Raw genomic sequence first — 22,720 nt, forward strand, 5'->3', positions numbered from 1 at the left:
TCCGCTGCTGGAGCACTGCATCAAGACCCCGGGTGTGCACGTGATCGACTGCCCGGTCGATTACAGCGAGAACGACCGCATCCTCAACAGCGAGCTGCGTGAGCGCGCCCTGGCGGTGTAAGCCCTGACGACCTTATCGCTGTAAGCCGGCACCCACAGGTATCTCACGATCCTGTAGGTGCCGTCGGGTGGTGCATAGCAACCACTTTACGCCTCTCGCAATTGATCATTCTCAGGTTCTCTACTCATGGAGAACACGAGAACATGACTATTGGTTCAACACACAACCATCCTGCCGATCTGGCCATCGACCCATTACTGCCCACGCAGCCGTGGGCCGCGCGTTTCCCTAACCCCCCGGATCTCTGCTTCGACTACCGCCGGCTTCTCGAACAAGAGGGCGGCGTCGCACGTGCCACACAACCCGATCACCGCATTTGCATCGTCGGTGCCGGAGTTACCGGGCTGACTGCTGCCCGCGAGTTATTGCGCTGTGGTTTCAAACGTATCACCTTGATTGAGCAGTCCCGGCGTGTAGGCGGGCGACACCTGACGGTCGTGAACAGCTCAGCAAGCCACAAGCAACCTGCAACCCCTTTTGAAATGGGGGCGATGCGCATGCCGTTCTTCAATAGGACTGGAGAGGCGCCTAAAGAGGGTCGCTCGCTTATGGCCTATTACGCAAAGCTGTTCGAGCTGCGGATTTCTGACTTCCCTAACCCAGGTACACCTTGGGTGAATGCCACGGGGATTTATCTTCGCGAAGGTCAATTAGAAGGGGAAGGTGACCCGGGTCTTTTGATTTGGCGTAATCCGTCAGGCGAAACCCTACCTCCTTCGGCAATCTTGCAACAGGTCTACGAGAAATGGCGCAATTTTGCTCAGCAATTTGCTGAACATGTTGCCGCGGTTTACGGAACGTCAAGCTGGGAGTCGATATGGCGGGAAATCGTCGAACGCTATCATCGACTGTCGTTCAGGGATCTGGTGCATTTGCCCGCCCTTACTGCCTGGGACCCTGAAAACCCCGGGGACTTTGGCGGTTTGGGCATGAGCAGTGACGAGTCAGCCATTTTCTATGCAATCGGTATTGGCGATGGCAGCTGGGGAGCATTTTATGATGTTTGCTGCCTGTACCCGCTACGTACGGCAATCTTTGGTTTCAGCAGTCATTTGCAGTTGGTGCATGGCCGTGTGGATTCAAGAGGGGTGCCTTACACTGCGCCGCATCTTGAAGCAAACAATGTCCCTGATAGCAGGGGATTGCCGTTTCAAGGGCCAGCCTACCTCGGACTTGCGGCCCTCGACGAAAGCCTTTTGCACCTGGACGTCGGCATGGGTGGGATCTCGCTATATGAACATCTTCTGAAAACAAGTGATGGTCTACTGACAGATACGTCCGTGTGTGCGGTGCAGAAGCTGGAAGATGGCCGTATTCGGGTCGGGTACCGTTGGCGATGCAGTGATCCGTTACACGAGAGCACCGAATATGAAGACTTCGATAGCGTGATCATGACCACTCCGTCATGGCTGATCGAAACCAACATCAACCTCAGCGGCTTCACCCGCCAGATGTTGCCGCAGCCGATTATCGATGCCTGGAAGCATGCCCATTGGGAGACCAGTTGCAAGGTCTATGCACCGTTGAAGAAAAGTTTCCTCGACCACAAGCCGATGCCGCAAATTCTGATTACCGATAGCTTTGTGCACGATGTCTATGCCTATCGGTACAACGATAGCTATCCAGATGACTGCATTCTCCTCAGTTATACCTGGGAGGATGACGCGACCAAATTGGCAGCCTTCTCTGATGTGGAGTTGGCGAGCAAATGCCTGAAGGAGCTCGATCGGATCCTTCTACGCTGCACCAATGTGGGGGAGGCTATTTCGCCTTACGTCGATACTCGAAATATTTGCATACAGCGTTGGATCACAGACCGAAATGCGCTCGGGTGCGCGAAGTTGTATAGGGCAGGTACCTACTTTGATGCTGTAAACCTGATGAAATACAACCGAGACCTGAGTGCGCGCTCAGGGCTGTATCTGGCTGGCGAGTCCTTCTCCGTTGACGCTGGATGGACCGAGCCGTGTTTGCGCACGGCAATCGATACGGTCATCAACCTCTGCAACAACACGTCAGCCCAGTTCAATGGCGGTTTTACCCTCGAGTACTACCCCCACTATCAGGTTGGGAAATAACGGCGTACGGGCCATTTTGTAGGGGGAGTCCTACTGCCATTATGTGACTTTCCTCTGGTCCCATAGGACTCTCCTGACTGTCGCTCCCTGACCCAACATCGCTTTACTGGCGTCCTTCCAAAACAACCACAAAAAGGAAGCCGCCATGTCTGAATCCTGTTCCCCCGTCAGCCCCGTACGTATCGCTGTCATCCAGTACGACCCTCAGGTCGGTCTTGAGCACTGTGAGAGTAACGTGAGCAGAGGCCTGGCATTGGCCCGGCGCGCAGCACGCGAAGGTGCGAACCTGATCGTACTGCCTGAACTGGCCAACACGGGCTACACCTTCAACTCCCGTGCCGAAGCCTATTCCCATGCGCAGGTGCTGCAGGACGGCCCTTGCCTGAAAACCTGGGCGGACTTCGCCAGGCAATACCAGGTATACCTGGCTGCGGGGTTTGCTGAACGCGACGGGCTGAAGCTCTACGACAGTGCTGTCCTGTTTGGCCCCGAAGGCCTGCTTGGGCATTACCGCAAAGCGCACCTGTGGAACCAGGAAAAGCTCTGGTTCACCCCCGGTGACCTGGGGTTCCCGGTATTCGAGACGCCTATCGGCCGTATCGGCCTGCTGATCTGCTGGGACATCTGGTTCCCGGAAGTACCACGGGTGATGGCCGCGCAAGGTGCCGACATCATCTGCAGCCTCAACAACTGGGTATGGACCCCGCCGCCGTTGTTCGATGATGCAGGGCGCTGCATGGCCTCGTACCTGACCATGACGGCAGCGCATGTCAACAACGTTTATATCGCCGCCGCGAACCGTGTCGGCAGCGAGCGGGGCGGGCGCTTCCTGGGCTGCTCGCTGATCGCCGGTACCAATGGCTGGCCGATCGGCGAGGTGGGCAGTGCAGAAGCCGAGGAGATCATCTATGCCGATGTCGATTTGAGCAGTGCACGCTCGGCACCGATCTGGAACAGCCTCAACGACCTGCCAAGAGACCGGCGCACCGACCTCTACGATGCCACCCTTGGCTATCGCTTGCATGCACCTATGCCACGTTGAGGAGTTGCGAATGAACACGCTCTTCTTCTCACGACAGCAGTATTGGCTTGCGTTGATTTTCGGCTGCCTGCTGGTGTTTCTCGCTGCAAGCCTTGGCCATGGCCAATGGCTGGATTATGCACAGAGGGTGGCGACGCTCGATGAGCCGCTCAGCCGCTTGCGCTGGATTGTTGGTGATATCAGTGAAGTGGCTTTCTACAAGCACGAACTGCCCGCGCTGGGCTTGCTGCTGGGGGCTTGCCTGGCGCACTGGGCGCAGCTGCGAGGGTACCGCTGGCAGGGCTTTGCCATCTGTTATGGCAGCGGATTATGGCCATGGGTGTTTACCAGCTCGCTTTTGGGCTTGCTGCTCAGCCATGCGTTGTGGGGATGGACCTTGGCCAGTGGCATCTGGCAACCAACGTTCGTTGCCTTCGTGTCATTGCCGGCAGCCATGGTCTTGCTTTTTGGTGCGGGCTGGCGGGTGACGATCACAGGGGCGCTACTGGGGGCACTACTGGTAACACCGGCCAGCCTGCTGATGGTCAATTACCTGTGTTATCCCCTGCAGTTACCAGTGGTAGTGGGCAATGTGAGTGGCATGGCAGTGGCAAGCGTGGTGGCCTTCATCCTGTGCAAGCGCTTTCCTTCATGGGTACGCCAATGCGGTGAACCCACCGTCGTGGCGCCGGTTGTCAATCAGCCTGACTACGGTGTGGTCTGGACTTTGCGGCGCGTTCTGGCCGACTTCAGCGAAGCCCCATTCTTTGGTAATGAGCTCGCCAGCCTCGGGCTATTGCTGGGTGTGTTGCTGGCATACCTGTTGAGCCCGGCTGCACTGTCCTACGGTTCTATGCTGGTGATGCAGATAGTGGCCGGGCAGGCCCTGGCATCCCTGGTCGGGGTTCTACTCTGGCGTGGACAGTGGAAAGCCCGTGGGTGGTACCCTACCTACATTCCGATTGTGTCGATCGTCCCGGCCGCGGTGTTGACACATGGCGGCAGCTGGCAAGTGGTGGTGGCCAGTGCAGTGCTGGGTGCACTGGTGGCTCCGCCGCTGGCAGTGGCGATCACTCAGCGGTTGCCGGCCTATGTGCATGGCTACATCGGCAATGTGGTGTCGATGGCCATCTGCACGCTTGGCATCGTGCCGGTAGTCGGGTTGCTTGTGGGGGGAGAAGCATGAGCGAACATTCGAGCCTGCCCAGGCTGTCGATCGCTACTCTGGGCGGCACGGTCAGTATGCAGGCCTGTGCTGTCGGGGATGGTGTAACGCCAAGCCTGGATTGTGAGCGGCAATTGCTTCAGGTTCCACAGTTGCGCGAGATGGCGCAGTTGAACGTTGCTTCATTGTGCCTGCTCCCCAGTGCATCGCTGGGCTTCGCGACGTTGCTGCAGGTGCTGGCATGGGCCCGGGGCGAGGTGGAGCGCGGGGCTCAGGCCTTGGTATTGAGCCAAGGGACCGACAGCCTTGAGGAAACGGCCTATTTCCTGGATCTGCTCTGGCCATTCGATGTGCCATTGGTGATGACCGGTGCCATGCGCTCGGCGAGTCAGCCGGGCAATGATGGGCCGGCCAACTTGTTGGCTGCGGCTCAGGTTGCATTGGCACAAGACAGCCGTGGGCGAGGTGTGCTTGTGGTCATGAATGATCAGGTCCACTGCGCGGCAAGGGTTCGCAAGACGGCCAGCCTGGCGATGGCGGCATTCGAGTCGCCCGGATGTGGCCCGTTGGGCGACGTTGTGGAGGGTGTTGTGTTGTATCGCTATCCGCCCGGGCGACGGGAAGTGTTGCCGTTACCGTATCGCACCGACCAGCGCGTTGCCCTGCTGGAAGCCTGCCTGGACGCAGACACGGCGCTGCTGCGGGCTGTGGCCACCTTGGGTTATGAGGGGTTGGTCATCGCCGGTTTCGGTGCTGGGCATGTTTCCGCCAGTTGGTCCGAAGTGCTGGAACACCTGGCGCCCACCTTGCCGGTAATGGTTGCTACGCGCACAGGTAGGGGGCCTACAGCCCGGGCAACCTACGGGTTTGCTGGTGCAGAGATCGACCTGCAGAAAAAAGGCGTCTACATGGCTGGGCAACTCTGCCCGCGCAAATGCCGCATCTTGCTGTGGCTGCTGATAGGCACCGACCGGCAACATGAGCTGCAGGACTGGTTGCAGCCCTGAACCATCTGCCCGCGCAGTCGTTCGCGCGGGCAGCCCTTCCGGCGTTGCTGTGCTAGGGTGCACACACTTTTGCTCCCCAGGATTTTTACCCATGCTCCCCGTACTCAGCAAAAAAGAACTCGACCGCCTCGAAGACCTGCTGATCACCTATGGCAATGACTACTCGGTGCTGAACCTGGCCGAGCTCAATGGCTTTTTCGTCGCGCTGGCCAGTTCGCCGATCACTGTCATCCCGGAGCAATGGCTGCCCGCGGTGGCGGGTGGCAAGGTACCGAAGTTCAAGAAGCCCGCGCATGAGGAGGCCTACACGGCATTGATGCTGCGTTATGCCAGCCAGGTGGCAGAAGAACTCAGCAATGGTGTCGACCAGTTCGAGCCGCTGTTCGAGGAAAGCGAGGGCGAACAGGGCACTGTGATCGTGATGGAGGAGTGGTGTTTCGGCTACATGCGCGGTACCCAGATTGCCGGTTGGGGCGAGTTGCCACCGGAGCAGGACCTGCTGCTCAAGGCCATTTCGCTACATGGGCTGGAAGATAATTTCGAGCTGCTGGACCAGATGAGCGAAGAGGATATCCAGGCCTGTGTACCGCAGGTGGTCGAGGCTGCGCGTGGGCTGTACCGACATTTCAAAAAGCTGCACTGATCGGATCGTTGGCTAGCGCTCACCTGCAGGCGCCAGCGCAAGTGTTTGGAAACCATTATTCCGCCCTGCGAAATTATGGTTTCCCCTGCGCACTGATTCTGCTGCCAGCCGATCCAGTGCAGCATGTGCTCCATCAGCCCCATCCCGGCGCTGACCAGGAGCCAAGCCCATGTCGAACCCGATCAAGCTCTACAACTTCCCCAAGTCTGGCCATGCCCATCGCATCGAGTTGATGCTCTCGCTACTGAACCTGCCCACCGAGCTGGTGTTCGTCGACCTGGCCAAAGGCGCGCACAAGCAGCCGGACTTCCTCGCCCTCAACCCGTTCGGCCAGGTTCCAGTCATCGATGACAACGGCACCGTGATTGCCGACTCCAACGCCATCCTCGTCTACCTGGCCAAAAAGTATGACAACGGTGCCTGGCTGCCCGAAGAACCTGCCGCCGCCGCCCGGGTGCAACGCTGGCTATCAGTCGCTGCCGGCCCGCTGGCCTTTGGCCCGGCCGCCGCCCGCCTGGTCACGGTGTTCGGGGCTTCGTTCAATACCGACGAAGTGATTTCCCGCGCCCACACCTTGCTCAAGGTGATCGATGCCGAGTTGGCCAACACGCCATTCCTGACGGGTAGCACACCCACCATCGCGGACATTGCCAACTACTCGTACATCGCTCACGCCCCCGAAGGCAATGTGTCGCTGGAGCCCTATGCCAATGTGCGCAACTGGCTGGCGCGGATCGAGGCGCTGCCGCGTTTCGTCCCCATGCCGCGCACCGTGATCGGGCTGCAAACCCACGCCTGAAACCCCGCCATCGCGAGGAACGCCGCCATGCAACAATCTCCTGATCACCGCCCCTCGCCCTGGCATGCGGGTGAAAAGACCCTGCAGGAAAAGGTCGGTGTAGCAGAACGCATGGAGGCGTTCGGGCAAAAGGTCATTCGTGACCACATGCCCGACCAGCACCGGACGTTCTATCACCAGTTACCGTTCATGGTCGCCGCCAGTGTGGATGCCCAGGGTCGGCCTTGGGCCACGCTGCTGGAAGGGCCGGAAGGGTTCGTAAGCTCGCCTGACCCTCGTATGCTGACGATCCATACCACGTTGCCAGCAGATGACCCCGCCACCCCCGGGTTGGCAGCCGGGCAGGCGGTCGGCCTGCTGGGGATCGAACTGCACACCCGTCGGCGCAATCGCATCAACGGGCAGATCCGCCACGCTGCCCAAGGGCAACTGCAAGTGGCCGTAGAGCAGGCGTTTGGCAACTGCCCGCAGTACATCCAGTTGCGTGACTACACCCGCGTCACCGAACCCGCCCTCGGGCGCATCGATGCGACAACACTGGATACCTCAACCGTCAGCATGATCCAGGCGGCCGATACCTTCTTCGTCGCCAGCTATGTCGAGCATGCTGACGGCCAGCGCTCGGTGGATGTCTCCCACCGTGGTGGCCGGCCAGGGTTCATCAAGGTCGAAGGCAATCGGCTCACGATTCCCGACTATGCAGGCAATCTGCATTTCAACACCTTGGGCAACCTGGTGGTCAACCCGCGGGCCGGCTTGCTGTTCATCGACTTCAAAAATGGCAATGTGTTGCAACTGTACGGGCGTGCCGAGGTGCTGCTGGACAGCCCGGCCATCCAGGCCTTTGAAGGCGCTGAGCGGTTATGGACACTGCAGGTCGAGCAGGTGGTGTGGCGTCCGGCAGCCGTTGCCCTGCGCTGGGCTTTCAAGGAGTACGCGCCGACCAGTCTGATGACCAGTACCTGGGCCGAGGCCGATGCGCGCCTGGAGCAGCGGCAACAACAGCGCCAATGGCTGGCCTGGCGGGTGCTGCGGGTGGAGCAGGAAAGCCGCGACATCCGCTCGTTCTATCTCGAACCACCGGCAGGCTGCCGTGTGGCCTTTGCCCCTGGCCAGCATCTGCCTGTGCAGGTGACGCGTGATGGCGAGCCGGCGCTGATCCGCACCTACAGCCTTTCAAGTGCCCCCGACGATGGATTCTTGCGCATCAGCGTCAAAGCCCAGGGCCCGGCTTCGCGGTATTTGCATGAGCACGTTGTGGCCGGCGAGGTGTTGAATGTGCGGCCGCCGATGGGCAGCTTCACGCTTGACCAGCAAAGCACGCGCCCGTTGGTGCTGATCGGCGCGGGCGTGGGCATCACGCCGTTGCTGGCCATGCTGCGCCAGCAGTTGAGGACAGGGCAGGCCCGGCGCATTCATCTGTTCCATGGCGCACGCAGCCTGGCCGACTTGCCGTTCCAGCAGGAACTGGCGGCCTTGCGGCAACAGGCTGGCGATCTACTGCAGGTTCACCGCGCCCTGAGCCAGCCTGAAGGGCACGCGCAGGTCGGTCGTGATTACGAGTTTGCCGGCCGGTTGGGTATCGAACAGGTCAAGGCCACGCTGGCGTTGGACGACTACGATTTCTACCTGTGTGGGCCGGGCAGCTTCACCCAGCAGCTTTACGAAGGGCTGCGTGGGGTGCATGTGCCGGATGCGCGGATTCACGCCGAAGCGTTTTGCCCGTCGACGCTGCGGCGGCACACCGACGCAGATCAGCCAATCTTGCAACAGCCGCCTGCCGCCGACGAACCGGTGCCGGTGTATTTTGCTGCGTCGGCCAAGGAGGCTCGCTGGGTGCCCGGTAGCGGCACCTTGCTGGAACTGGCCGAGGCGCGTGGGCTGGCACCGGAGTTCAGTTGCCGGGGTGGTTCGTGTGGTACCTGCAAGACCCGGCTGGTGAGCGGCCAGGTGCATTATCCGAATCCGCCGGCAGAGTTGCCGGAGGCAGGGTCGGTGCTGATCTGTTGTGCTGTGCCAGCGAAGGGGGAGGAGGGTATGCAGGCGTTGGTGCTGGATGTCTGATTCAAGCCAGTCGCAGGTGCGGGCTTGCCCGCGAAGAGGCCGGCACAGCTAACACCACGCATCCAGATGAACGATAATCCGCACGCCCCATTACCCTCAGGAGCCTGCATGGACCAGATCCACCTGATGAAGGTATTCGTCGCCGTCGGCGAGCTGGAAAGCTTCGCCGCGGCTGCCCGCCGTCTGGACATTTCTGCGGCCGCCGTCACCCGCGCCGTCAGCGCCCTGGAAGAGCAGCTCGGGGTCAAACTGTTGCTGCGTACAACCCGCAGCGTGCGTCTGACCGAGGCCGGCGGCCGCTATCTGGAAGACACCCGGCACATCCTCGCCAGTATCCACGAGGCCAATGAAGCCGCTGCCGGCATCAACGCGACGCCCAGGGGCGACCTGGCGGTGACCGCGCCGATTTTGTTCGGCAAGAAGTTCGTCATGCCGTGCATCGTCCGTTACCTGCAGCAGTACCCGGAAGTCGACGTTTCCGCGTTTTTTCTCGACCGCGTGGTGAACATGGTCGAGGAGGGCATGGACGTGGCCGTGCGCATCGGGCCGTTGCCCGACTCCGGGTTGAAGGCGTTGCGGGTGGGCAGGGTGCGGCGCATGTTGTGTGCCTCGCCCGACTACCTGGCGCGCCATGGTGTGCCGAAGCACCCGTCGGACCTGGCCGGGCATGCGATAATCGGCACCACCAACCTGTCGCCGCGGGCGGGTTGGCGCTTCGGAGTGACCGACGAGCCGACCTTGGTGCGCATGAAGCCACGGCTGACGGTAACCAGCAATGACGGGGCAATCGCAGCTGCCAGCGGCGGGCTGGGGATTGCCCGGCTGCTGTCGTACCAGGTGGCAGACGAACTGGCCAGCGGGCAGTTGCAGGTGCTGCTGGCCGAGTACGAAGAGGCGCCCTGGCCCATTCATGTGCTGCACCGCGAAAGCAAGTACGGGTCGGCCAAGGTCAGGGCCTTTATCGACATGCTGGCGCAAGGATTGCGCGATCAGCAGCTGGATTAACGTCGTACAGCGGGTCGAAAAGGATGCCAGACAATGTTCGCTATCGTGGCGGCCCTTTTTCAGGCAACCTGCTCACAACGCCCGATACTGCATCCTGAACCCCAGGTTCATTGCCTCCCCCTGGTGCAGCAACCGCAATCCTGGTCGCCCTGGCAGGTGGTGCGCATTGATGGGGTGGCTAACCGGCTCAAAGCAGAAAAAGCCTTGCCCTTGCGGGCAAAACAGCAAGAAGTGCTCAGCCCCGCTGGCACTGCACGCCAGTCGATAACCCGCGCTGGGCTGTTCGATCACACACTCCCCTGGCCAGCCACTGAAGGCGTGATCAACCACCGTCTCGGGTAAACGCCCCATGGCATTGAAGCGCCATTGTTCGGGCACCTCGGCCTGGTACGATGGCAACCGCCCATCCTCTGCCAGCCATACTTTGCGTGCGGCTGCGTACAACTTGGTATCGGGATACCGCGGAAAGTAGGGGTGCAGCCCCAGCCCGCACCAGGTAGCTGGCTCATCCAGGTGCATCAGATGCAGGTCCAGGTTGAGGCAACCTTCATGCAGGTGCACATCCAGCGTGGCCTGGTAGGCGAACGGCACGGTACTGTCCAGCGTCAACCGAGCATGCTGTTCACTGTGGTGTTCTACCTGCCAGGCCTGCTGCCAGGCGCTGCCATGAATCGGGTAAGGGTCATGCCCGGTATTCGGTAGCAGCGCCTGCCACCCTTCGGGGCGCGCAAACCCACCCTCGGCAATACGGTTGGACCACGGCGCCAGCGGGTAGCAGGCCAGGCGTCGTGGCGTACCACTGGCCAGCGCGGCCGCGTCGGTATGGCGCAGCAGCGCCTGCCCGGTCGCCTTTACCTGCCAGTTGACCAGGCTGGCGCCGATTTCCGGGGCCAGGCTCAGGCGTGTCAGGCGGTCTTGCAGGTGCAGTTCGGTCACAGCCATGCAAGGCTCCTTTATGGAAGATCAATCAATTGGCCCGGCGGTAGGTGAGCAGCACGATGCCACACACCACCACCGCAGCGCCGACCAGTTGCACAGGGCTCAGGTGCTGGTCGAGCAAGGCCCAACCCAGCAACAACGTGGCGATGGGTTCAACGTTCATTACGGGTGCGTTCTGCGCCATGTTCAGGCGAGGGACACAGACGAACAGCAAGCTGAAGGCCAGGCCATACAGCATCACCAGGCTGGCCAGGGCCGCCCAGCCACTGCTGCTGCCCGGCAGTGACAAACCGGATGGCATCACGCCGCTTGCGCCTGCAACCAGCATGCTGGAGAAAACGATCAGCAAGGTCAGCAGGCTGCGTACAGGGCCGCGCACGGCAGCCAGTTTGTGGTCGGTGATCCACAAGGCACAGGCAAAGGCACAGGCCGCGCCGAAAGCCAGGCTCACCCCTATTGCCCAGTGCGGGTTGGCCGCAGCGCTGTCGGCCAGGCGTGCCGGCACATCCAGCGCCAGCACCAGGCCGCACAGGATCAGGCCCATGAACAGCACGGTGCGGCCCGTGGGGCGTGCACCGCCCAGTGCCCAGGTGAGCAGCGCCAGCAGCATCGGGAACGTGTTGCCCACCAGCAGCGCCAGGGCTACCGGAATGCGTGCTACCGCCGAGTACAGGCACAGGCTCTGGGTGGCGATCAGCAGGCCAAGCAACAGTTGCCAGTGCCGGGTACCGGCGGGCAGGCCTAGGGCCTGGCGTTGCCACAGCAGCAGGCAGGCAAGCACCAGCAAGGTGATACCTGAGCGGCAGAGAATGGCCAGCAGCACGCCGGTGCCGTCGTCGAATGCGATGCGAGCGGCGATGTGATTGCCGGCGAACGAACAGGCCAGCAGGGCCAGCAAGGCGATTGCCAGTTTGCGTGGGAATAGAGGTGCAGCCGAGGAGGGGACAGCCATGTGCAGGATCCGTTTGCAGGTAGGGTCAAGGGGGCTGCCTGGCAGCCCCTCGCAGCCCCGATTTTATTTACAACACCACACTGGGCAGCCACAGCGAGATGGCCGGAATGTAGGTTACCGCCATCAGGACCATGAACAGCGCCAGGTAGAACGGCAGCATCGCCTTCACCGTCGACTCGATGCTCACCTTGCCGATGGCCGAGCCGACGAACAGCACGGCGCCCACCGGTGGTGTGATCAGCCCGATCCCCAGGTTCACCAGCATGATCATGCCAAAGTGCACCGGGTCCACGCCGATACCGGTGATGACCGGCAACAGGATCGGCGTAAGGATCAGGATCAGCGGCGCCATGTCCATCACCGTGCCCAGCAGCAACAGCATGAAGTTGATGCACATCAGCACCACATAGCGGTTGTCCGAGAGGGTCAGGAACGCCGTGGTGATCTTCGACGGAATCTGCATCAGCGTCATCACGTAACCAAAACTGGCAGCAAAGCCGATGAGGATCATCACGATCGAGATGGTCCGTACCGTGCGGTGCATCAGCTTTGGCAGGTCGCGCCATTTGTAGTCGCGGTAGATGAACATGGTCACGAAGAACGACCACACCACCGCCACTGCTGCCGATTCGGTCGCGGTGAACATGCCCGACAGAATACCGCCCAGAATGATTACCATGGCCATCAGGCCCCACAGCGCTTCACCGGCAATCTTCAGCGCCTGGCGCATCGGAATCAGCTCACCCTTGGGGTAGTTGCGCTTCCTGGCAAAGATCAGGCACAGGCCCATCATCACGGCGCTCAGCAGCAACCCGGGCATCACACCTGCGATGAACAGCGAGCCAATGGAAACCGTACCGCCCGCCGCCAACGAGTACAGCACCGAGTTGTGGCTGGGCGGCGTCAGCAGCGCCTGTACCGAGCCGCTGACGGTGACGGCGGTGGAGAACTCGCGCGGGTAGCCCTTGCGCTCCATTTCCGGGATAAGCACCGAGCCCACCGATGCGGTGTCCGCCACCGACGAGCCGGAAATCGCGCCGAAGAAGGTCGAGGCCATGATGTTGACCAGCGACAGCCCGCCACGCACGAAGCCCACCAGTACCCCGGCAAACGCCACCAGCCGCCGCGACATACCGCCTTCGGCCATGATCGCGCCGGCCAGCACGAAGAACGGAATCGCCAGCAGCGAGAATTTGTTAACCCCACTGGCCACCTGGATCATCATCGCCTGCAGCGGGATGTCGATCCACCAGGCGCCAATCAACGCCGACAGCCCCAGGGCGTAGGCCACTGGCATGCCCAGCAGAATAAGCGCAATGAAGCTGCCCAACAGAATGAACGCATCCATTTATGCCGCTCCTTCGTTTTCTTCCAGGTGGTCGAAGCGCATGACATTGCGGTGGCTCTGATCGCCCAGCAGGAGCCTTTCCAGCACAAAGACCAGGGTCAGCACGCCACCGATCGGGATCGGCGCATAGGTCATGCCCACCCGCACACCCGGCAGTGACGCCAGAAACTGGTTCCAGGTGGTGATGCACAGCTTCGTGCCGTAGTAGGTCATGAACACGCACACCAGAATCATCAGTACTTGCACCAGTAGCGCGGCCAGGCTGCGCTGCAGCGGTGGCAGGCGGTCGGTGATCATCGTCACCGCCATGTGTGCCCCGGCCCGGTAGCTTGCGGCGGCACCGACGAAGGTGAACACCACCATCAGCAGGATCGCCACCGGCTCCGGCCAGCTGGCGCCGGTGCCGAGCACGTAGCGGGCGAAAATGCCCCACGGAATGATCAGCGACATGGTCAGGATCGACAGGCCGGCAACCCAGGTGCAGGTGCAGTACAGCGTGTCATTCACACGCAGGAACAGGTTTTTCATGGGCATCACCAAAGCGGCAGTGCGACGGGCGCCGCGCTGCCGAGGTCGTTCAGAAAGGGGCGCGGTTACTGGACAGCGTCGATACGCTTCATCAAGTCGGCGTACTGCGCGCCGTATTTTTCGCGTACCGAAGCGGTGGCGTCGTAGAACGGCTTCTTGTCGACGGTAATGAACTCGACACCGGCGGCCTTGAGCTTCTCTTCGCTGGCGGCGGACTTGGCGTCCCACAGCGCGCGCTCTTCCATCTGTGCTTCACGCGCAACCTTCTTCACCAACGCCTGCTGCTCGGGACTGAGCTTGTTCCAGGTGGTCTTGGACATCACTACCGGCTCCGGGAGGATCAGGTGACCCGTGAGTGTGTAGTACTTGGCGCTCTGGAAGTGGTTGTGCTCAAGCAGCGTGGGCGGGTTGTTCTCGGCGCCATCGATCACGCCAGTCTGCAGGGCGCTGAAGATTTCTCCGGTGTCCATGGCGATGCCGTTGCCGCCCATGGCGTTCATCATGTCGATGAACAGCGGGTTGCCCTGTACGCGAATCTTCATGCCTTTGAGGTCTTCCAGGCTGCGCACCGGCTTTTTCGTGTAGATGCTGCGCGAGCCGCCATCCATCCAGGCCAGGGCCACCAGGTTGAAATCGGAATTGGTGATCTTGTCGAGGATTTCCTGGCCGATCTCGCCGTCGATAATCTTGCGCATGTGATCATGGTCGCGGAACACGAACGGCATGTTGAATACGTTCACATCCGGCACCACCGGGCCGACGATCCCCAAGCTGACACGGGTCATCTGCACGGCACCGATCTGTGCCTGTTCGATCACTTCCTTCTCAGAACCCAGAACGCCGCCGGCGAACATCTTGAAGGTGATTTCGCCATTGCTGGCGTCTTCCAGCTTTTTACCCATGTTCTGTTCGGCGACTACGGTCGGGTACCCGGCCGGGTGAATCTCGGCGAACTTGATGTCCAGTGCCGAGGCGGGCATGGCCACGCTGAAGGCGAACGGGAGTACGGCAAGAAGCAGCTTGCGTTTGAACGTCATGGTGAAACTCCGTGGTTTTTATTATCCGGTTTCGGGCGTGCAAGTGTGGGTGTGGCAGTGGGGCTCAGCCCCGGTAGGCAGGTTCCTCCAGGCCCTTGGTGCCAGGGTTGAGGGCAAATACCCCGCCAGCCAGTGGCTGGTCGCCGAGGTCGATGCCCGCGGGGCGAATCGAGGTGACGTACAGGGTGTCGAGGTTGGCGCCACCAAAGGCGCACATGGCCGGCTTTTTCACCGGCACGCTGAGCGAGCGGTCGAGGCGCCCGTCAGGAGTGAAGCGGTGAACCTGCCCGGCGTCGTTGCCGCAGATCCAGTAGCAGCCATCCTGGTCGATCGCGGCGCCGTCGGGGCGCCCTGGGTAGCCGCGCATGTCGACGAACAGCCGCTTGTTGTGCGGCGTGCCGCTGTCGGTGTCGTAGTCGAAGGCCCACACCTTCTGCACGTTGGGGTGCGAGTCGGACAGGTACATGCGCTTGCCGTCGGGGCTGAACGCCAGGCCATTGGGCACGATCATGCCGTCCTGCTGCAGGTGCAGGTGGCCTTCGCCGTCATGCCGGTACAGCGCGCCCACGTGGGCACCTTGCTGCATGTCCAGCAGCATGGTCCCGGCCCAGAAGCGGCCCTGACGGTCGCAGCGGCCATCGTTGAAACGCATGCCGGTCTGGGCGTGCTGCACGTTGCTGAGCAGCCGGCTGTCCAGGCTGCCGTCCGCCTTCGCCTGGAGCTGGAAGATGCCGCTTTCCATACCCGCAACCCAGCCCTGACCGCTGCGGGCGATGCAGGCCAGCATCTCGTCGCCTTGCCAGAACTGGTGTTTGCCATCGGCCGCTTGCCAGCGATGCAATTGGCGAGCGGGAATGTCTACCCAGTACAGGGCCTGTTCACCGGGGTGCCACACAGGGCTTTCGCCGGTACCGTTACGGACGTCGACGATCAGTTCGCAGTTCATGGCCGTGCCTCCTGGCGTGGGGTCAGTTGAACGGGCCGGCCACGGCGAAAGCGCCGCCCTGGTAGACCATGCTCGGGTCATCGGCGGCGGGTGCCGGTTGGGCCTCCACGGCTGCGCGGAAGGCTTCCGAGCTGTCCTTGGGCACATAGCCCAGGTGCGCGGCATGGCGGTTGTCCCACCACACGGTGCGATTGTCGGAGGCGCCGTAGACGATGGTATGGCCAACGTCGGGCGTCGATAGCCCACGTTCGATCAGTTGCACCAAGTCGTCATAGCTCAGCCAGGTGCAGAGCATGCGCGGGTTTTGTGGCTGCGGGAACGAAGAGCCGATGCGAATGCTGACGGTCTCGATGCCGTAGCGGTCAAAGTAGAAGCTGGCCACATCTTCGCCGTAGCACTTGGACAGCCCGTAATAGCTGTCGGGACGGCGCGGCGCGTGAGCGTCGATGCGCTCATCCTGGCGATAGAAACCGATGGTGTGGTTGGAGCTGGCGAAGATGATGCGCTTGACCCCGTGCTTGCGCGCCGCCTCGTACACGTGGAACACGCCGCAGATATTGGGGCCGAGAATCTCTTCGAAGGCGTGTTCGGTAGAAACCCCGCCAAAGTGGATGATGGCGTCTACGCCCTCGACCAGGGCATGCACCGCAGCCTTGTCGGCCAGGTCACAGGTAATGACTTCTTCATGCGGGCCCGCGGCCGGGGCCATGGGGCTGATGTCAGACAGGCGCAGGACCTCGGCGTAGCCTTGCAGGCGTTCGCGAAGGACCTTGCCCAGGCCGCCTGCGGCTCCGGTGAGCAGCAGGCGATTGAAGGGGGTAGTGGTCATGGCCGGCTCTTGTTGTTAGTTGTTGTAGGTTGTCGTATGACTTGGGTGATTATTGGCGGTGGTTCTGTGTGTTGTCAATGAGGCTTGGGCGGCTTTTGCCGGCCTTTTTGCGGGTAAAAAATGCGAAAGGCCTGCGCGGTCGCCCGTAGGAGCGGGTTTACCCGCGAAGAGGCCGGCCCCTGCTGGCCAATCTCCACCCGCCGTTCACCGTCTCCGCCGCCACCGCATTCGCGGGTAAACCCGCTCCTACACACATCGGTGGTTGGGCACGGGCCGCCGTAGGAGCGGGTTTACCCGCGAAAGGGCCGGCCCTGCTGGCCAATCCCCACCCGCCATTCACCGTCGCAGCCACCACCGTATTCGCGGGTAAACCCGCTCCTACACCTGATCAATGGTGGACACACATCGGAGGTTGGACTGAGGCCGCTGTAGGAGCGGGTTTACCCGCGAAAGGGCCGGCCCTGCTGGCCAATCCCCACCCGCCATTCACCGTCGCCGCCGCCACCGTATTCCCGGGTAAACCCGCATTTCTTGATCAGAGCAACGACAGCGGATAGTTGAAGATCAACCGGTTCTCATCAAACTCGTTATTGCTGTAATCCCGGCGAATCGACGAGTTACGCCATTTCACGCTCAAATCCTTGAACGCCCCGCTCTGGATCACATACGCAAGCTCCGTTTCACGCACCCACTCCTTGCCATCGGTCACGCCCCCGCTGTGCACATCGTGCCCGCTGATGTAGCGGTTCATCAGGGTCAGCCCCGGTACCCCGACGGTGACGAAGTTGAAGTCATGGCGCACCTGCCACGAACGCTCGTTGGCATTGTCGAAGCTGGAGTTGTAACTGTCGTTGGCCAAGGTCCCGCCACTGGTGCCGTTCACCCGCATCCAGGTATCACCATCGACTTTCTGCAGCCCCACCCAGAAGGTGCTGCCGCCGTACTTGGCCGAGAACATCCCCGAGTAGGTCTTGTTATCCAGTTCACCAGCGCGCCTGGAGCCGTCGTCATCGCCATGGAAGTAGCCGAGGTTCGCACCCAGGGTCCAGTCACCCACCGGCTGGCTGTGGCTCAGTTGCAGGTATTGCTGCTGGTACACGTCCTTCAGCACCGCATTCCACAGCCCCACCAGCGTGCGGTCCTGGTTGAACTTGTACTCGCCGCCGACGAAGTTGAAACGGTCCGACACGCCGCCGCCGTAGCTCATGTCTTCCATGCTCGCGTCGTTACGCGGGCTGTTGCCGCGGAACTGGCCGCCGTACAGGGTCAGCCCTGCGATTTCGTTGGAGGTCACCTGCCCGCCACGAAATGTTTGCGGCAACGAACGCCCGTCGTCCGAACGCAGAATCGGCAGCACCGGCATCCATTCACCGATCTTCAGTTCGGTCTTGGAAATACGCGCCTTGCCCGCCACTGCCAGGCGCCCGTAATCGTCGGCTGGCCGGCCATCGTCATGGCGAGGCAGCAACGCCGTACCATAAGTGCCGCCACCACCGTCGAGCTTGACCGACCACATCCCCAGCACATCCACGCCGAAGCCGATTGGCCCTTCTGTGAACCCCGAGCGGGCGTCGAGGATGAAGCTTTGCGTCCACTCCTCGGCCTTGCTTTGCGGGTTGCTGGGGTTGGTGAAGTTGCGGTTGATGTAGAAGTTGCGCAACCCGAGGGTGGCCTTGCTGTCTTCGACAAATCCCGCAGCCAGGCTGGTGCCCGGCAGGCCGGCGATAACCCCGGCGCCAAGCAGGGCGAAGGGCAGGGTGTGGCAGATTTTCATTATTGTTGTGCTCCCTAAGGGTGTGGCAGCCCGTCCACCGGGCACGCGCAAGCGGCCTGCGGCAGGGGCGGGTAGATAACGGGCCGGTCAGGGCCAGGGGTGAATGCGCGGTAACCGGGCGCTACGTACTGGCTGGTGTACGCGAGCTGGCCGGGGGAAGAGGGGTGTGCAACAGGTGCGGGTGCAGCGGGATGGGTGTCGACATGGGTTCGTCCACGGATTGTTGTTTTTGTTATGTGTTGTCGTACAACTATGGGCGATTATTAGCAAGGGGAAGGTGGGCTGTCAACGGCTGATAGCTGAGTAATAAGGATCCAAGGACGCGAAATCCGGGCTGCAGAAGCTCTACCGTGGACTCTGTACAGACATACTACGACTGGGGCTCTCGCGCCGTACGCGATCCTCTGTGCGGGCATGCCCCCATTGCCTGCCTCGCACCTCAAACCGGGGACATGGTTTACAAATCAAATCGAATCAGCAGTGGTCCCATCCGCGAGCATGCGCTATCTTCAGATCTGGCCTCGCCCTCGACCACTCAGACTGGCATGTCCAGTCCCGGCATCCTCGTTGGTGCCGTACCCCTCCTGTCGGCGTGGGCGAGGCCTCTTCCTTTTCCGCAACGCTTCCCGGCTAAGATCGAGCGCTCCCTGGCGCCACGGCCGCCAGTTATCTTGGCAAATCTCCCGTGCTACGCGATTCCCTGGGTGGCCTTGTGCCGCGAAAGGGCCGCACAGCGGCCCCGGCAAACAATCCATCATTGCAGAATCACCAAGATCAGTGCGCTGTAATGACAGTCGTCTTTACATGAGGGCCAAGCCATGGCTTCCATCAACATCCGCGTCGACGATGATCTCAAAGCCCGCGCCTACAAAGAGCTCGAGCGCCTCGGTGTAACCCCCTCCGAGCTCATGCGGCAGGCTCTGCAATATGTCGCTGAGCGGGGCAAGCTACCCTTCAGGCCAGTCCTTATGACCGAGGAAGATGAAGACCTCATTGCGACCGTACAAGAGCGTCTTGGTTCTCCGCAGCGCGTGAGGGTCCAGCTGGATGACCTATAGCCTCGACTTCGATGCCCGCGCATTGAAGGAGTGGAAGAAGCTGGGCGATACCGTGCGTCAGCAGTTCAAGAAGAAACTGGCAGAGGTCCTGCTGAAATCTCGAATCGAGGCAAACCGCCTTCACTCGCTGCCAGATTGCTACAAAATAAAGCTTCGCAGCAGTGGGTACAGGCTGGTCTATCAGGTCATTGACCAAGAGATCGTGGTTCTTGTCGTCGCTGTCGATCGTCGTGAGCGGGACCAAGCTCACAAAAAGGCTGCTGAGCGACTTGAGTGGGCCTATAGGGTTTGGCAGCCCCAGGCCAAAATCTCAAGGTAAAACACCGCCTCAAAGCTAGAGCTGTGCTTCGGTGGGAGCGGGCGTGCCCGCGAAGAATCCGACTCGGTGAATGGCACCGGCTTCGCCGGTGTTCGCGACGGTTCAACGCCTCGATGAACCCACACAGGTCCCCCATCAGCCCAGAGGGCTCATTGCCAAGTCAGGCAGACCAGCTTGCTAGGTAACGCCGGCAAACTGCGATCTCTGTAGGAGCGGGTTTGAACCCGCGAAGAGGCCAGCACAGGCAACACAATGCCCGCTAAACCCCATGCATCCGCAGCGCCCGCTGCGCACACTCCCGCCAACTCAACTTGCGCTTCTCCACCGGCCCCTGCAGCTCCACTTCCCCAGCCAGCACCACCGGCATATCCCGCATCTTCACCCAAGGCTCACTCTGCCAATACAACAACGTAGCGCTGCGTCCACCAGGCCAGCACATCCGCCCCAGCCTCGGCGCATCGTCCGCCCCATCTGCCTGAATATCACGCAGTACCGCTACCACTTCATGTGTCAGCCACCGGCGCAAATGGCGGTTCTCCGGCACATGATGATGAGCTAACAAGGTATAGGCCCCGGACTCGCTGACCATGGTGGTCTCCTGGTACTTGCCATAGCGCAGCAGTTACACCGTGCGGTACTGATCCGGGTCGAGCTTGCGCATGCAGTGTTCGTCGAAGAAATGACCGCTCAGCCGGCCGAGTTCGTGGGCGCAGAACCAGGCTTGGGATTCGAGCCAGAGGGTGTGGAGAGGACATGGTTTACAAATTCAATCCAATCGCCTGTGGACCGGCCGCAACCCTGCGCTATTTTCAGATCTGGCCTCGCCCTCGACCACGTAGACTGGCATGTCCAGTCCCGGCACCTCGTTGTGCCGTACCCCTCTTGTCGGCGTGGGCGGGGCCTCTTTTTTGCGGAGCGACTGACCGGATGAGATCGAGCGCTCCCTAGCTCCAGCAGTTCATGCAAGAAAGCAGAAGCTGTGCCGTCGCACTCCTCTTGCCTTCAGCCAGTTCATCAAGATTCCCAAACCCGGCTCAGGTAGGCGTTGATGAACCAATCTGGCATGTCGTCCTGATGAAACTCCAGCGTGGCGCCATCAGTAATCTCTGCAAGAAAGACAGACTCATCTCCGGAGTTATCGAAAATATAAGCCCGATTTGCTGCGGAAATGGCCTCTGGAAGCAGTGAGAGTGTTCGAGCATAGCGCTGGGTAATTTTGTCTCTCGGGACGTCATGCCCGCCATCATCGACCCGGTTTGCTACCCGAAGAATATTGATCTGCGGTGAATCGGTGGCTACGAAATACAGGTAGGTCCGGTAGCCCATCTGCTGAGCCGTTTCCATGAATCGAACCTTCTCCGAAGAGGACATCACTGTCTCGAACGTGAAGCTGATTCTGCGTTCGAGCAATTGATGGCGGATGAGGTCTGCAATGACTGCAGCGTGGTAGGAATTTACATCCACGCCTCGGAATTCGATTTTTGGCCTACGAGTGTTAGCCGGCCTGCGCTCTCCTGCAGTCCTGCCCTTATGATCAATGGATGCTGGGTGAGATAGGTCCGTAATGCCTGCTCGGTGAGCTCAAGACCATAATCACTCAGGTCGATGAACCCTGTCGTTTTGGCAGACTTTTCAAGTTCATCAGCATTGACGTAAAGGTTGACCAGCCGAGCTGGAATCTGGTCCTTGATGGTGCTTTTGCCAGACCCATTAGGGCCGGCAAAAACGCGAAGCTTAGGCGCGCCCACTGAGCTTGCGCACGGTGAAGCGCTGTCCGGTCTTCACCTTCAGGCTCGGTTTGGTTTCTGCAAGCACTTCAACATGGCCATCAGCGTGGGTTGCGATGATGTGGTTGTTGTCGACAGTGACAACCGTATGCCCCGCTGCAACAGCCCGGAAATACGCAAGGCGTGTAGCAGCTGCAGCCATCTCTGGGATCTGGTTCTCCAGATTCTCGATAGCCTCGTCGCTAAGCTGGTTTTCGCGCAAGGTTGCCATAGCTTTTCCTGGTTCGATCACACGCGTAGATTGATTGCTCATCAGTGTAATAGCCCTGGCAGATAACCAGAAGGCCGCGAGTGTGGTTTTTGCGGGCAGTGTTGAATCAAAATCCTACAAAAGCAGCATAGCTTGCCCAAAAAGGGCCGCAAAACGGCCCCGATTGGCTCACTGACTGGCAGTAGACTGATCCCGCTCCCACTGGTTCTGCAATAGCCGGAACCGCGTATTAGCAGAGCACGCAAACGCTGTTTAGGCTAACGGAATCAGTCCAGGCATCCGAGTTCGGTGTGGGAGCGGGTTCACCCGCGAAAGGGTCAGAACAGACAAAAATCGCCCGCTAAACCCCATGCATCCGCAGCGCCCGCTGCGCACACTCGCGCCAACTCAATTTGCGCTTCTCCACCGGCCCCGGCAGCTCAACTTCCCCAGCCAGCACCACCGGCATATCCCGCATCCTCACCCAAGGCTCACTCTGCCAATAAAGCAACGTCGCACTCCGCCCACCAGGCCAGCACATCTGCCCCAGCCGGGGCGCATCGCCTGCCCCGTCAGCCTGAGCATCACGCAGCACCGCCACCACCTCATGCGTCAGCCACCAGCGCAAATGGCGGTTCTCTGGCACATGGTGATGCGCCAACAAGGTATAGGCCCCGGACTCACTGACCATGGTGGTCTCCTGGTATTTGCCATAGCGCACTAGCGGCACAGTGCGGTACTGGTCCGGGTCGAGCTTGCGCATGCAGTGTTCGTCGAAGAAGTGACCGCTCAGCCTGCCGAGTTCGTGGGCGCAGAACCAGGCTTGGGATTCGAGCCAGAGGGTGTGGAGAGGGCGGTTGTGGCGGATGAAGAGAGAGGGTTTTTGAAGGTCAGTCATGGCTGGCCTCCGTGGTCCTTTGAGCATGGCACAGGCGAGACGCATGTGCGAAAAGCCTGTAACTATCGGATTTGACGGGCATTTCCATTACCTCTACGTGATTACAGCTTTCTTAGGGCTGGGTGTCGGGAGCTAAGAAATCCCACGTAGCGGACCGGACGTATTCCCCTTGCGGGTCTTGTATTAGTCCGCTCCCGACATAACACGTTTTC

The 22,720-nt window shown here is 60.8% G+C and carries 23 protein-coding genes; 11 read left to right on the forward strand and 12 right to left on the reverse strand.

Annotated elements, in window-relative coordinates:
• The 9 genes from N5D53_RS14615 to N5D53_RS14655 all read left to right on the forward strand — a co-directional run.
• The coding region (locus tag N5D53_RS14615; protein WP_243434162.1) for a hypothetical protein at window positions 1–121 on the forward strand (121 nt) is incomplete at its 5' end.
• A 143-nt stretch (window positions 122–264) separates the two neighbouring features.
• The gene (locus tag N5D53_RS14620) at window positions 265–2,199 is read left to right on the forward strand and encodes an FAD-dependent oxidoreductase (protein WP_279840503.1); all 1,935 of its coding nucleotides are present in this window, start codon (window positions 265–267) and stop codon (window positions 2,197–2,199) included.
• Window positions 2,200–2,344: 145 nt separating this feature from the next.
• Complete coding sequence (locus tag N5D53_RS14625) at window positions 2,345–3,241, forward strand: nitrilase family protein (RefSeq protein WP_020193031.1); 897 nt, start codon at window positions 2,345–2,347, stop codon at window positions 3,239–3,241.
• Between the two features lie 10 nt (window positions 3,242–3,251).
• On the forward strand, window positions 3,252–4,406 hold the full coding sequence (locus N5D53_RS14630) for a hypothetical protein (protein WP_279840504.1): 1,155 nt from the start codon (window positions 3,252–3,254) through the stop codon (window positions 4,404–4,406).
• Window positions 4,403–5,392: an asparaginase gene (locus N5D53_RS14635; protein WP_279840505.1), complete on the forward strand. Its 990-nt coding sequence runs from the start codon at window positions 4,403–4,405 to the stop codon at window positions 5,390–5,392. The genes N5D53_RS14630 and N5D53_RS14635 overlap by 4 nt, the downstream gene beginning before the upstream one ends.
• A gap of 91 nt (window positions 5,393–5,483) precedes the next feature.
• Complete coding sequence (locus N5D53_RS14640; RefSeq protein ID WP_064492311.1) at window positions 5,484–6,035, forward strand: UPF0149 family protein; 552 nt, start codon at window positions 5,484–5,486, stop codon at window positions 6,033–6,035.
• A gap of 169 nt (window positions 6,036–6,204) precedes the next feature.
• Complete coding sequence (locus tag N5D53_RS14645; protein ID WP_064492310.1) at window positions 6,205–6,834, forward strand: glutathione S-transferase; 630 nt, start codon at window positions 6,205–6,207, stop codon at window positions 6,832–6,834.
• A 27-nt stretch (window positions 6,835–6,861) separates the two neighbouring features.
• Complete coding sequence (locus N5D53_RS14650) at window positions 6,862–8,898, forward strand: pyridoxamine 5'-phosphate oxidase family protein (protein WP_279840506.1); 2,037 nt, start codon at window positions 6,862–6,864, stop codon at window positions 8,896–8,898.
• Between the two features lie 108 nt (window positions 8,899–9,006).
• Window positions 9,007–9,903 (forward strand): LysR family transcriptional regulator, encoded by an 897-nt coding sequence (locus tag N5D53_RS14655; RefSeq protein ID WP_014589967.1) that lies wholly within the window; start codon window positions 9,007–9,009, stop codon window positions 9,901–9,903.
• 72 nt (window positions 9,904–9,975) lie between these two features.
• On the opposite strand, the gene N5D53_RS14660 is transcribed toward N5D53_RS14655, so the two are convergent.
• From N5D53_RS14660 to N5D53_RS14695, 8 genes are all read right to left on the reverse strand, one after another.
• Window positions 9,976–10,845 carry an aldose 1-epimerase gene (locus tag N5D53_RS14660; protein WP_279840507.1) on the reverse strand — a complete coding sequence of 290 codons (870 nt, stop codon included), beginning with the start codon at window positions 10,843–10,845 and terminating at the stop codon, window positions 9,976–9,978.
• Window positions 10,846–10,870: 25 nt separating this feature from the next.
• Window positions 10,871–11,794 carry a DMT family transporter gene (locus tag N5D53_RS14665; protein WP_104960948.1) on the reverse strand — a complete coding sequence of 308 codons (924 nt, stop codon included), beginning with the start codon at window positions 11,792–11,794 and terminating at the stop codon, window positions 10,871–10,873.
• Window positions 11,795–11,861: 67 nt separating this feature from the next.
• Window positions 11,862–13,142 carry a TRAP transporter large permease gene (locus tag N5D53_RS14670; protein ID WP_104960949.1) on the reverse strand — a complete coding sequence of 427 codons (1,281 nt, stop codon included), beginning with the start codon at window positions 13,140–13,142 and terminating at the stop codon, window positions 11,862–11,864.
• Window positions 13,143–13,670, reverse strand: coding sequence for a TRAP transporter small permease (locus N5D53_RS14675; protein WP_104960950.1), 528 nt, complete (start codon window positions 13,668–13,670; stop codon window positions 13,143–13,145).
• A gap of 65 nt (window positions 13,671–13,735) precedes the next feature.
• Window positions 13,736–14,707, reverse strand: a complete 972-nt coding sequence (locus tag N5D53_RS14680; RefSeq protein ID WP_010952323.1) for a TRAP transporter substrate-binding protein — start codon at window positions 14,705–14,707, stop codon at window positions 13,736–13,738.
• 64 nt (window positions 14,708–14,771) lie between these two features.
• A complete protein-coding gene (locus N5D53_RS14685; protein ID WP_190869640.1) occupies window positions 14,772–15,653 on the reverse strand; it encodes an SMP-30/gluconolactonase/LRE family protein in 882 nt (293 codons plus the stop codon).
• A 22-nt stretch (window positions 15,654–15,675) separates the two neighbouring features.
• Complete coding sequence (locus N5D53_RS14690) at window positions 15,676–16,482, reverse strand: NAD(P)-dependent oxidoreductase (protein WP_190869639.1); 807 nt, start codon at window positions 16,480–16,482, stop codon at window positions 15,676–15,678.
• 535 nt (window positions 16,483–17,017) lie between these two features.
• On the reverse strand, window positions 17,018–18,256 hold the full coding sequence (locus N5D53_RS14695) for an OprD family porin (RefSeq protein WP_104960953.1): 1,239 nt from the start codon (window positions 18,254–18,256) through the stop codon (window positions 17,018–17,020).
• Between the two features lie 818 nt (window positions 18,257–19,074).
• Here N5D53_RS14695 and N5D53_RS14700 point away from each other — a divergent pair.
• Window positions 19,075–19,314, forward strand: a complete 240-nt coding sequence (locus N5D53_RS14700; RefSeq protein ID WP_064492302.1) for a type II toxin-antitoxin system RelB/DinJ family antitoxin — start codon at window positions 19,075–19,077, stop codon at window positions 19,312–19,314.
• Window positions 19,304–19,633 (forward strand): type II toxin-antitoxin system RelE/ParE family toxin, encoded by a 330-nt coding sequence (locus N5D53_RS14705; protein ID WP_064492301.1) that lies wholly within the window; start codon window positions 19,304–19,306, stop codon window positions 19,631–19,633. The genes N5D53_RS14700 and N5D53_RS14705 overlap by 11 nt, the downstream gene beginning before the upstream one ends.
• 259 nt (window positions 19,634–19,892) lie before the next feature.
• On the opposite strand, the gene N5D53_RS14710 is transcribed toward N5D53_RS14705, so the two are convergent.
• The 4 genes from N5D53_RS14710 to N5D53_RS14725 form a co-directional block, all read right to left on the reverse strand.
• Complete coding sequence (locus N5D53_RS14710; protein ID WP_223843555.1) at window positions 19,893–20,222, reverse strand: hypothetical protein; 330 nt, start codon at window positions 20,220–20,222, stop codon at window positions 19,893–19,895.
• A gap of 425 nt (window positions 20,223–20,647) precedes the next feature.
• Complete coding sequence (locus N5D53_RS27675) at window positions 20,648–21,097, reverse strand: zeta toxin family protein (protein WP_322958667.1); 450 nt, start codon at window positions 21,095–21,097, stop codon at window positions 20,648–20,650.
• 270 nt (window positions 21,098–21,367) lie between these two features.
• On the reverse strand, window positions 21,368–21,631 hold the full coding sequence (locus tag N5D53_RS14720; protein WP_021784483.1) for a hypothetical protein: 264 nt from the start codon (window positions 21,629–21,631) through the stop codon (window positions 21,368–21,370).
• 340 nt (window positions 21,632–21,971) lie between these two features.
• The gene (locus N5D53_RS14725) at window positions 21,972–22,508 is read right to left on the reverse strand and encodes a Bro-N domain-containing protein (protein WP_104886581.1); all 537 of its coding nucleotides are present in this window, start codon (window positions 22,506–22,508) and stop codon (window positions 21,972–21,974) included.
• Window positions 22,509–22,720 lie beyond the last annotated feature (212 nt).

Origin of the sequence: Pseudomonas sp. GD03862, assembly GCF_029840855.1 — a bacterium.
GTDB classification, from domain to species: domain Bacteria; phylum Pseudomonadota; class Gammaproteobacteria; order Pseudomonadales; family Pseudomonadaceae; genus Aquipseudomonas; species Aquipseudomonas alloputida.